Source organism: Streptomyces sp. DH10 (genome assembly GCF_029813805.1).
Taxonomy (GTDB): domain Bacteria; phylum Actinomycetota; class Actinomycetes; order Streptomycetales; family Streptomycetaceae; genus Streptomyces; species Streptomyces coeruleofuscus.
This window is the reverse complement of sequence record NZ_JARVKU010000004.1, coordinates 371,533-382,959: the sequence shown is the minus strand read 5'-3', so window position 1 is coordinate 382,959 and position 11,427 is coordinate 371,533. Positions and strand designations below refer to the sequence as shown.

General features: G+C 70.8%; 8 protein-coding genes. 5 read left to right on the top strand and 3 right to left on the bottom strand.

Features of this window, described 5'->3' with window-relative positions:
- Window positions 1-14: 14 nt before the first annotated feature.
- A complete protein-coding gene (locus tag QC385_RS11220; protein WP_279541111.1) occupies window positions 15-1,292 on the bottom strand; it encodes an ABC transporter substrate-binding protein in 1,278 nt (425 codons plus the stop codon).
- A 48-nt stretch (window positions 1,293-1,340) separates the two neighbouring features.
- A complete protein-coding gene (locus QC385_RS11215) occupies window positions 1,341-2,399 on the bottom strand; it encodes a carbohydrate kinase family protein (protein ID WP_279541110.1) in 1,059 nt (352 codons plus the stop codon).
- 163 nt (window positions 2,400-2,562) lie between these two features.
- On the opposite strand from QC385_RS11215, the gene QC385_RS11210 reads away from it, so the two are divergent.
- The 5 genes from QC385_RS11210 (at window position 2,563) to QC385_RS11190 (ending at window position 10,046) form a co-directional block, all read left to right on the top strand.
- Window positions 2,563-3,327 (top strand): DeoR/GlpR family DNA-binding transcription regulator, encoded by a 765-nt coding sequence (locus QC385_RS11210; protein ID WP_279541248.1) that lies wholly within the window; start codon window positions 2,563-2,565, stop codon window positions 3,325-3,327.
- On the top strand, window positions 3,324-4,664 hold the full coding sequence (locus QC385_RS11205; RefSeq protein ID WP_279541109.1) for a 6-phospho-beta-glucosidase: 1,341 nt from the start codon (window positions 3,324-3,326) through the stop codon (window positions 4,662-4,664). Before QC385_RS11210 ends, QC385_RS11205 begins: the two co-directional genes overlap by 4 nt.
- 70 nt (window positions 4,665-4,734) lie before the next feature.
- The gene (locus QC385_RS11200; RefSeq protein ID WP_279541108.1) at window positions 4,735-7,779 is read left to right on the top strand and encodes an alpha-mannosidase; all 3,045 of its coding nucleotides are present in this window, start codon (window positions 4,735-4,737) and stop codon (window positions 7,777-7,779) included.
- A 3-nt stretch (window positions 7,780-7,782) separates the two neighbouring features.
- On the top strand, window positions 7,783-9,033 hold the full coding sequence (locus QC385_RS11195; protein WP_279541107.1) for an alpha-L-fucosidase: 1,251 nt from the start codon (window positions 7,783-7,785) through the stop codon (window positions 9,031-9,033).
- Window positions 9,034-9,176: 143 nt separating this feature from the next.
- Entirely contained in the window at window positions 9,177-10,046 is an 870-nt protein-coding gene (locus tag QC385_RS11190) for a sulfotransferase family protein (RefSeq protein WP_279541106.1), read from the top strand.
- Between the two features lie 237 nt (window positions 10,047-10,283).
- Here the strand turns inward: QC385_RS11190 and QC385_RS11185 are convergent, their stop codons facing one another.
- Entirely contained in the window at window positions 10,284-11,420 is a 1,137-nt protein-coding gene (locus tag QC385_RS11185) for an ATP-grasp domain-containing protein (RefSeq protein ID WP_279541105.1), read from the bottom strand.
- Between the last annotated feature and the right edge of the window lie 7 nt (window positions 11,421-11,427).

Sequence of the window (11,427 nt, the reverse complement as noted above, 5' to 3'; positions counted from 1 at the left end):
GAGGTGATGACACCTCAGTTCACCCCCTGTCGCCGGGCGATCTGCTTGGCCTGGCTGACGGCGTCCTTCCAGGCGGCGTCGGGCTTCTTGCCCTTGGCCTCGATGCTGGTCAGCTCGGTGAAGTAGGGGGCCATGACCGCGGCGTCGGCGGGCGCCTCGTAACTGACCGGGATGGCCTTGGCGGCCGGGCCGAAGACCTCGATGATCTTCTGCCCGCCGAAGAAGGCGTCGGCGCCCGTCATGGCGGGCATGGCGTACGAGGCCGGGGAGGCGGGGAAGATGGTGGCGTCGGTGAAGCCGCGGGCGTTGTTGGCCGGGCTGAGGATCCAGCTGATGATCTTGAATGCCTCTTCGGGGTTACGGCACTGCTGGGGCAGCGCCAGGTAGGAGCCGCCCTGGTTGGCCGGTCCGCCGGGCGTGGCACAGACCCGCCACTTGCCCTTGGTGCCCGGGGCGGCCTGCTCGATGTCCAGCGCGTGCCAGGCCGCGCCGAGTTCGGTGCCGAGGTTCTTGCCGATGGCGGCGTTCCAGGTCTGGTCGTTGATCTTGGCGTCGATGCCGAGCGTGTAGGGGCGGATCGCCGTGGTCCACGCGGCGCGGATGTGGTCCTGGTCGCCGATGAAGTGGTTGTTCTCGTCGATGAACCGCTTGGTGCCCTGGCCGACCGCGATGTTGAACACCGAGCCCATGTTGTTGATCAGGTAGGTGCCGGGCACGGCCTTCTTCAGCTCGGAACCGAGCGCGAAGTAGTCGTCCCAGGTCCCGGCCTCGGCGGCGACCTTTTCGGGGTCGGTGGGCAGCCCGGCCTTGCGGAACAGGTCCGCGCGGTAGAAGAGCGCGGTGGGACCGATGTCGATCGGGAACCCGATCTGCTTGCCGTCCTCGGTCTGGGCGAGCTTGGTCTTCCAGTCCAGGTACTGCGACGAGATCTTCTTGAAGCCCAGCTCGTTCAGGTCGAGGAAGCGGCCGGCGTTGGGCAGGAAGGACGCGATGTCCTCGCCCTTGATGCCGGTGATGTCGGGCACGGAGCTGCCCGCCGCGAGCGTGGTGGTGAGCTTCTGCTTGAAGTCACCGCCGATGGAGGCGGCGGTCAGCTTGATCTGGCTGCCGAAGTGCGCCTTGGCCTCCGCGACCACCTTGTCGCTCAGTGCGCCACCCCAGTACCACATGGTGAGGCTCTTGCCGTTCTTGGTACCGCCCGATCCCGAGCTGCCGCCGCATGCGACGGTCAGGCCGGAGGCGGCCGCGGTGAGCGCGGCGGCCTGGAGGAAGCCTCTACGAGAAAGGTCCACGGGTCACTCCTGTTTTTCCTGTTCGTGGTGCCGAGGTGTGGGTGAAGGTCAGTGCTGCCGTGCGGGAGGGGTGACGGGGGCGTACGCGACCGGCGGCCCGGGGTTCTCCGGGAGCCGGTCCGCCAGGAAGCCGTAGGCCCGCTTCAGATCGGGGTCGGTCAGGGAGTGCCACCAGCGGTCGACGCCGTACCAGCCGGGGGCGGCCAGCGCCCCGCCGTGGTGCCGGACCGACAGCCCGGCGGCGAGCACCGCGAACCGCAGCCGCTCGGCGAGCGGCCAGCCGCCGAGCGAGGCGGTGACGAACGCGGCGCCGAAGACGTCCCCGGCACCCGTCGCGTCCAGCACCTCGACGTCGAGGGCGGGCACGTCGGCGTACTCGCCGGTCGTCTGATCGACAGCCACCGCGCCGTCCCCGCCCCGGGTGACGACCGCGACCGGCACCAGCTCGGACAGCGTGCCGAGCGCGGCCACCGCGCTGTCCGTGCGGGTGTAGGCCATGGCCTCCGTCTCGTTCGGGAGGAAGGCGTGGCAGAGCGCGAGCTGGTCCAGGAGGGCCGTCGACCACTCCTGGCTGGGGTCCCAGCCGACGTCCGCGTAGATCTGCGTGCCGCCCGCGGCGGCCTTGGCGAGCCAGTCGCGCGGCCGCGCCTCGAGGTGCACCAGGGCGGTACGCGCCGCGGGCGGGTCACCCACCAGCACGTCCTGCGAGTACGGCGGCTCCTGGCCGTGGGTGACCAGGGCACGGTCGGTGATGGGGGTCCCCCCTGCTCGAGCGGAGCCGAGAGCTTGGGGGAGGGCCAGGGCGACGGTGACCGGGGTGGGCCAGCCGTCTGCCGTACGGGACAGCGAGAGGTCGACGTCCTCCTGGTCGCACAGGATGTCCCGGCAGCACTCGCCGTAGAGGTCGTCGCCGAACACGGTGGCCAGCGAGGTGCGCAGACCGAAGCGGCTGGCCGCCACCGCCAGGTTGGCGATGCCGCCCGGGCCGCAGCCCATGCCCGTCGTCCAGATCTCCTCGCCCGGGGTCGGGGGCTTGCCGAGCCCCGTGAGGACGAGGTCGTAGAAGAGCAGCCCGGTCAGCAGCACATCGGGCCGGTCGTCGTCCACGGAGGGGTCCTCTCGTTCGGAAGCGTTCGAGGAGCCCACCCCACGAGCTCGTCAAAACTCTTCATTTCGGTGACCGGAATCGTGCGCCGCTCGGAGAGATTGGTCAATACCCGAGCAGAAGTGAGCATGGAAATGATTGAGGATGACGAGTACTGTTCACGCCGTGCTGGCAGAACGACGACACCAACTCATCCTGCGGGCCCTGCGCTCCGGCGGGCCCGCGTCCGTGACCGACCTCTCGGAGCAACTCGGCGTGAGTCCCGCCACAATCAGGCGTGACCTGGTCAAACTGGAAGAAGACGGGCTGCTCACCCGTGTCCACGGCGGCGCCGTGGTCGAGGAGGGCGACCAGCCCTTCGCCGAGGTCGCCGAGGTGCGCGTGGCCGAGAAGGACGCCATAGCCGAGCGCGCTGCGGCGATGGTCAGGGACGGCCAGTCGGTGCTGCTGGACATCGGGACGACGGCCTACCGTCTGGCCCGGCAGCTGCACGGCCGCCGGCTCACCGTGATCACCAGCAACCTGGTGGTCTACGAGGAGCTCGCCGACGACGAGGGCATCGAGCTGGTCCTGCTCGGCGGCATGGTCCGCCGCGAGTACCGCTCCCTGGTCGGCTTCCTCACCGAGGACAACCTGCGCCAGCTGCACGCCGACTGGCTCTTCCTCGGCACCAGCGGCGTGCGGCCCGGCGGGCAGGTCATGGACACGACGGTCGTGGAGGTGCCGGTCAAGCGCGCGATGATCAAGGCGGGCGAGAAGGTCGTGCTGCTGGCCGACGCGGCGAAGTTCCCGGGGCACGGGATGGCGAAGGTCTGCGGTCCCGAGGAGCTGGACGTGGTGGTGACGAACGAGCCGGTCGACACGGCGACGCGGTCCTCCCTCCAGGAGGCAGGAGTCGAGGTCGTCGTGACGGGAAGGGTGCAGTCGTGAAGCTGACGATTCTGGGCGGCGGAGGATTCCGCGTGCCGCTGGTGTACGGGGCGCTCCTCCAGGACCACGCCGAGGGCCGGGTGACGCACGTCGTCCTGCACGATCTGGATCCCGCGCGACTGTCCGCGGTGACGCGCGTGCTCGCCGAGCAGGCGGCCGGAGTCCCCGACGCGCCCGAGGTGAGTGCCACCACCGATCTGGACGAGGCCCTGCACGGCGCCGACTTCGTGTTCTCCGCGATCCGCGTCGGCGGTCTGGAGGGCCGCGCGAACGACGAGCGCGTGGCCCTGGACCAGGGCGTCCTCGGCCAGGAGACGGTCGGTGCGGGCGGCATCGCCTACGGCCTGCGCACCGTCCCGGTCGCCGTCGACATCGCCCGGCGGGTCGCCCGCCTGGCGCCGGACGCCTGGGTCATCAACTTCACCAACCCGGCCGGCCTGGTCACCGAGGCCATGTCCCGCCACCTCGGCGACCGCGTCATCGGCATCTGCGACTCCCCGGTGGGGCTGGGCCGCCGCATCGCCCGGGTGCTCGGCGTGAAGAACCCGGGCGAGGCGTGGATCGACTACGTCGGCCTCAACCACCTCGGCTGGGTGCGCGGCCTGCGCGTCGCCGGCCGCGACGAGCTCCCGCGCCTGCTCGCCGACCCGGACCTGCTCGGCTCCTTCGAGGAGGGCAAGCTCTTCGGCGTCGACTGGCTGCGGTCCCTGGGGGCGATCCCCAACGAATACCTGCACTACTACTACTTCAACCGGGAAGCCGTACGCGCCTACCAGCAGGCGGAGAAGACCCGCGGCGCCTTCCTGCACGACCAGCAGGCCCGCTTCTACGCCGAGATGCGCAACCAGGACGCCCCCGCGTGGCAGGTCTGGGAGCGCACCCGTGCCGAGCGCGAGGCCACCTACATGGCCGAGAACCGCGAGACCGCCGGTGCCGGTGAACGCGACGAGGACGACCTGTCCGGCGGCTACGAGAAGGTGGCCCTCGCGCTGATGCGGGCGATCGCGCGGGACGAGCGCACGACCCTGATCCTCAACGTCCGCAACCAGCGCACCCTGTCGGTCCTGGACACGGACGCCGTCATCGAGGTCCCCTGCCTCGTCGACGCCAACGGCGCCCACCCCGTCACCGTCGACCCGCTGCCCGACCACGCCACCGGTCTGGTCTGCGCGGTCAAGGCGGTCGAGCGCGAGGTGCTGGCCGCGGCCGACTCCGGCTCCCGCGCGAGTGCCGTGAAGGCCTTCGCGCTGCACCCGCTCGTCGACTCCGTCAATGTGGCCCGCAGGCTGGTCGAGGGCTACACCGAGGTCCACCCCGGGCTGGCGTACCTTAGGTGAACGCCGCACGGTAAGCGCTTTCCCCACGGCTTCCCGCCTGCTCGCTCTTCCCGCTTCCTGGAGACATCTCATGCATGACGAAAGCCGCCGGATCGAGGAGCGCGTGCAGCGCCTTCACGACCAGCGCATCAAGTCCGCGATCTACGCGGCCACCGTCCCCTTCGAGGTAGAGGCCTGGCAGGCTCCCGGGGAGCCGGTCCCCTTCGACGAGGCCGCCGCCGCCTCGTACGCGCCCTTCGCGATGGGCACCCCCTGGGGACCACCCTGGGGCACCACCTGGTTCCGCATGCGCGGACAGGTGCCCGAGGCGTGGGCGGGCCGCCGCGTCGAGGCCGTCATCGACCTCGGCTTCGTGGGCGACTGGCCCGGCAACCAGGCCGAGGCCCTGGTGCACCTCACGGACGGCACCCCGCTGAAGGCCGTCAACCCGCTCAACCAGTACGTGGCGATCGCCAACCCGGCGACGGGCGGCGAGACGGTCGAGTACCTGGTCGAGGCCGCCTCCAACCCGGACATCCTCGCCGACAACTTCTCGAAGACCACCCCGCTCGGCGACATCCTCACCGCCGGCGACAAGCCGCTCTACACCTTCCGCGCCGCCGACATCGCCATCCTCGACGAGGAGGTCTGGCACCTCGACCTCGACGTCCAGGTGCTGCGCGAGCTGATGCTGGAGCTCGGCGAGCACGACCCGCGCCGGCACGAGATCGCGCACGCGCTCGACCGGGCGATGGACCTGCTCGACCTGGACGACGTCTCCGGCTCCGCGCCCGCCGTCCGCGAGGCGCTGAAGCCGGTGCTGTCCCGCCCCGCGCACGCCAGCGCGCACACCGTCTCCGGCGTCGGCCACGCCCACATCGACTCGGCCTGGCTCTGGCCGATCCGCGAGACCAAGCGCAAGACGTCCCGCACGTTCTCGAACGTCACGTCCCTGGCCGACGAGTACGACGACTTCATCTTCGCCTGCTCCCAGGCCCAGCAGTACGAGTGGGTCCGCGACAACTACCCCAAGGTGTGGGCCCGCATCCAGGAGTCGGTCAAGAAGGGCCAGTGGGCGCCGGTCGGCGGCATGTGGGTCGAGTCCGACGGCAACCTGCCCGGCGGCGAGGCCGTCGCCCGCCAGTTCATCCACGGCAAGCGGTTCTTCATCGAGCACTTCGGCATCGAGACCAAGGGCGTGTGGTTGCCGGACTCCTTCGGCTACAACGCGGCCTACCCGCAGATCGCCAAGCTCGCCGGCAACGAGTGGTTCCTCACCCAGAAGATCTCCTGGAACCAGACCAACAGGTTCCCCCACCACACCTTCTGGTGGGAGGGCATCGACGGCACCCGGATCTTCACCCACTTCCCGCCGGTCGACACCTACAACGCCCGCTTCAGCGGCGAGGAGATGTCCCGCGCGGTCCGCAACTACCAGGAGAAGGGCGGCGCCAGCCGCTCCCTGGCCCCCTTCGGCTGGGGCGACGGCGGTGGCGGCCCCACCCGCGAGATCATGGAGCGCGCCCGTCGGCTGGCGGACCTGGAGGGCTCCGCGAAGGTCGTCGTCGAACACCCCGACGAGTTCTTCGCCAAGGCCCGCGAGGAGTACCCGGACGCGCCCGTCTGGGTCGGCGAGCTCTACCTGGAGCTGCACCGCGCCACCTACACCTCCCAGGCCCGCACCAAGCAGGGCAACCGCCGCTCCGAGCACCTCCTGCGCGAGGCGGAGCTGTGGGCGACGACGGCGGCCCTGCACGCGCCGGGCTACACGTACCCGCACGAGAAGCTGGACCGGCTCTGGAAGACGGTGCTGCTGCACCAGTTCCACGACATCCTGCCCGGCTCGTCGATCGCCTGGGTGCACCGGGAGGCCGAGGCCGAGTACGCCCGTGTGGCCCGTGAACTCCAGGCACTGACGGCCGATGCCCTCACGGCCCTCGGCGCCGGCGGGACCCGCGTCTTCAACACCAGCCCCTACGACCGCGCCGAGGTGGTCCGCACCGCCGACGGCGCACCGGTGTACGTGGAAGTGCCCGCGAGCGGCTCGGCGCCCCTCGCCGACGCCGAGCCCCCGCAGCCGGTGACGGTGAGCGGCCGGGTGCTCGACAACGGGCTGGTCCGCGTCGAGGTGGCCGAGGACGGCACCCTGTCGTCCGTCCGCGACCTGCGCGCGAACCGCGAGGTCCTCGCCGAAGCGGGCAACCTGCTGCGCCTGCACACCGACCTGCCCAACTACTGGGACGCGTGGGACATCGACAAGCACTACAAGAACCGCTACACGGACCTCCTCGACGCCTCGTCCGTCACGGTCGTCGAGCAGGACGCGCTGGTCGGCGCGATCCGCGTCGAGCGGGACTTCGGCAAGGGCTCGAAGATCACCCAGACGATCACGGTCCGCGCCGGCAGCCCCCGGATCGACATCGAGACGGACATCGACTGGCACGAGACCGAGAAGATCCTCAAGGCGGCCTTCCCGGTCGACGTCCGCGCCCCGCACTCCTCCGCCGAGATCCAGTTCGGGCACATCCAGCGGCCCACGCACACCAACACCAGCTGGGAGGCGGCCCGCTTCGAGGTCTCCGGCCACCGCTGGGTGCACATCGGCGAACCCGGCTACGGCGTCGCGGTCATCAACGACTCCACCTACGGCCACGACGTCTCCCGCACGGTCCGTGAGGACGGCGGCACCACGACCACCGTCCGCCTCAGCCTGGTCCGCGCCCCGCGCATCCCGGACCCCGAGGCAGACCAGGGCCGCCACCGCTTCACCTACGCGCTGCTGCCCGGCGCGACCATCGAGGACGCCGTCGCCGAGGGCTACGCCCTCAACCTCCCGCTCCGGGTGGCCGACGCGGCGGGCGCCCCCGCGCCGGTCGTCTCCACCGAGGGCGAGGGCGTGACCGTGGAGGCGGTCAAGCTCGCCGACGACGCCTCCGGCGACATCGTCGTACGGCTCTACGAATCCCGCGGCGGCCGGGCCCGGGGCGTCCTGCGCACCGGCTTCCCGCTGGCGGGCGCGCAGATCACCGACCTGCTGGAGCGACCGCTGGAGGAGGCACCCGTGGACGGCGACGGCGCGGTCCCCGTGGAACTGCGGCCCTTCCAGATCCTGACCCTGCGTCTGCGCAGGGGCTGACGCATGGCCATGCAACCCTGGTTCACCGACGCCAAGCTCGGGATCTTCATCCACTGGGGCATCTACGCCGTCGACGGCGTCCAGGAGTCCTGGTCGTTCTACGACGACATCGTCCCGTACGGCACGTACATGTCCCAGTTCGACCGGTTCACGGCCGCCCGCTACGACCCGCGCGACTGGGCGAGGCTCTTCGCGCGGGCCGGCGCCAAGTACGCCGTGCTGACCAGCCGCCATCACGACGGGGTCGCCCTGTGGGACACGGCGTACGGCGACCTGAACGTGGGCCGCGACCTGATCGGCGGCTACGCCGACGCCCTGCGCGAGCAGGGCCTCAAGGTGGGCTTGTACTACTCGCACTCGGACTGGAGCCACCCCGACTACGCCTCCACCCGCAAGCCGGGCCGGCCGCCGGAGCTGGAGGACAACCGCTACTCGGAGGTCGCCGCCGAGGACGAGGACCTTCAGGCCTGGGAGAGGTTCCTCGCCTACCGGGACGGCCAGATCCGCGAACTGACCTCCCGCTACCAGCCGGACCTGCTGTGGTTCGACGGCGAGTGGGACCGCAGCGAGGAGCAGTGGCGCATCCCCGAACTCGCCGCCCTCATCCGCTCCGAGGTACCGGACGTCGTCTTCAACGCCCGCATGCTCAGCGAGGGCGACTACGCGACGCCGGAACAGGGCGCCCCGGTCGTCCCGCCCGAGGGCCCCTGGGAGCTGTGCCTGACGATCAACGACTCCTGGGGCCACCAGCACCACGACCACAACCACAAGTCGGTCGACCAGCTCATCCGCTATTTCACCGAGACGATCGGCGGAGGAGGCAACCTGCTGCTCAGCGTCGGCCCGCGGGAGGACGGCACGATCCCGGCCGAACAGGCGGAGCGGCTGGAAGGGCTCGGCGACTGGATCGCCCGGCACGCGGAGGCGGTGTACGGCACCGAACGAGGACTTCCGCCGGGCCACCACTACGGCCCGAGCACCCTCTCCAAGGACCGCCGCACCCTCTACCTCGTCCTCTTCGACGCCCCGCGCGCCGAGATCAACTTGCGCGGCCTGCTCAGCAAGGTGCGCGGGGTCTCGGTGCTCGGCAGCGGCACGGAACTGGCCCACCGGGTCACCGGCGGCCTCCACGAGACACCGGGCGTCCTGTGGATCGAGCCGCCCGCCGCACCGGACCTCGACCCGCACGCCACGGTGCTGGCCGTCGAACTGGAAGGGGAACTGGAGCTCTACCGCGGAGCCGGCCGATTCTGACGCAAGTTTAAGAAACGGGTAAGCGGCCTGCTCACGGGCGGTATGTGGACGCCCGTGAGCACGCCGGTTCGCCTTCCGGACACCTGAAGTTCGTCCGTTCCCCCTGGGATGCGGAACGCACAACGCGAACGAAAGGTGTCACCGTGCGAGACCCGCGTATGGCTGCGATCGGCAAGGGCCTGAAGCGTCGCGGAAGGCTGGTGATAGAGGCGGTCAGTCCACCGCGCCGGAACCTCGACGCCATCCCCGCCCCCCGCCCGGCGGCCGACACCTACACCGCCCCGCCCGCCCCCCGGCTGGTGGACTCGCCGGTCTTCGTGCTGTCGTCGGTGCGCTCCGGTTCGACCCTGCTGCGCGTCCTGCTCAACAGCCACAGCCGTATCCGCGCCCCGCACGAGATGCACCTGCGCACGGTGCACGTCAACCTGTCCCGCGACTTCACCGCGGACGCCATGCGGGCGCTCCACCTCGACAAGGACGAGCTGGAGCACGTGCTGTGGGACCGGGTGCTGCACCTGGAGCTCACCCGCAGCGGCAAGGACGTCATCGTCGACAAGACCCCGCCGAACACCCTCATCTGGCCCCGCCTGCGGCGATGTTGGCCGAACGCCCGCTACATCCTGCTGCTGCGCCACCCCGGCGCGGTCGTCACGTCCCTCACCGACCGGCGCGCCGACCCCGATCACGAAGCCGTCCGCGCCGAGGTCCTCGACTACAGCGAGAAGCTGGAGGAGGCCCGCCTGAACCTCCACCCCCATGTGATCACCTACGAGGAGCTCACCGCCGAGCCGGAGAAGGCCACCCGGGGCCTCTGCGAGCACCTCGGCGTCCCGTGGGAGCCCGGCATGCTCGACTACGGCAGCAAGGACCACGGCACCTTCCGCCCCCAGCTCGGCGACTGGTCCAGCACCATCAAGTCCGGCCGCATCCAGTCGGCCCGCTCCGCCGCCCCGGACGTCGAACTCCCCCCACGCCTGAGGGAACTGGCCCAGGCGTGGGGATACAAGGACTGAAGGGAATCGGGGGCTAGGGCCTGTCGTTTGGATCAGGTCGCAGGGAATCGACGGCTTCTCGTCAGCGCCGGTGAGCGGGGCCTGGTGCGTGCAGTTGCAAGGCGGAGGAGGGAGTCAACGCGATGGGGGCACCGCCCGCGCGAGCGAAGCCGAGCGTGGGGGAGTTGGCGACTGACGACAACGCCGCAGATGCGCGTGCCAGGCCCCGCGTCTGCGACCTGATCCAAACGACAGACCCTAGAGGGGCAGGGCCCCGACCGTGGCCTGCGGGGCCGCCGCCTCGACGGAGTCGGCCGGCACCGCGGGCAGCGGCTGCTGCTCGGTCGCGTCCGGCCGCGGCTGCGGCAGCTGCACCGGCCGCAGCGGACGCGGTCCCGACACCACCGTGTAGTCCTGGCCCAGGAACGGCGGGACCACTTCGCCCGGGTCCTCGCCGAGCGCCAGCTGGACGGCGGCCCAGGGGGCGTTGACACCGCACAGGGACAGCTGGTGCAGACCGCCCGCCGGGCGGGTGTTGACGTCCATCAGGACCGGCCGGTCGCCGAACATCCGGAACTGGATGTTGGACAGGTAGTGCAGACCGAAGCCCTCCGCGATCAGCCGGGCGGGCTCCAGCCACTGCTCGTGCAGCGTGAAGCCCCGGCGGCGGCCGTTCTTGGTGCGGCCGATGGCCAGCCGGACCCGGTTGTCCGGACCGGTCAGGCAGTCCACCGACACCTCGGGCTGCTCCAGGCGCGGCATCACCAGCCAGTCGACCGGCTCCTCGGCCCGCCCCAGGGCCTCCAGCACCAGGTCGAGCGGCACGTACGGGCTCGGGAAACCGCTCAGGTGCACCATCGAGAAGGGCGAGCGCGTGATCACGCGGAAGCCCACCCCGCCCGCCCCGGACGCCGGCTTGAAGCACGCCTTGTACCCGGCGCCCTCCAGCTCCTCGACGGCCGCGACGAGCTCGTCACTCGACCGGACCCGCCACCACGGCGGTACCGGCACGCCGACCGCCTGGACCGCCTCGTAGGCGATCACCTTGTCATGGAAGACGGCCACCGCCTCGGGCGGCGGTGCCAGCAAAGCCGTACCGACCGCCTCGAAATCGGCGCGGTGCGCCACGATCGCCGACTGGTGCAGCCGGGGCACGAACACGTCGATACCGCGCCGCGCGCATTGGTCCAGCGCGTACTCGACGTACCCGGCGGGGGAGAGGTTCTCGGGCTCCAGCTCGGCGGTGTCGGCGGCGGCCAGCACGGGGGAGTCGGGGTCACCGTGCGTGGCATGGATCTCGACGGCCCGGTCGCTGGGATTTCTCCGCAGCTGATCCATGAAGAACACGTTCTCCGCGTACGTGCGGTTGAGCCAGACGCGTACGCGAGAGACCATGCAGGCC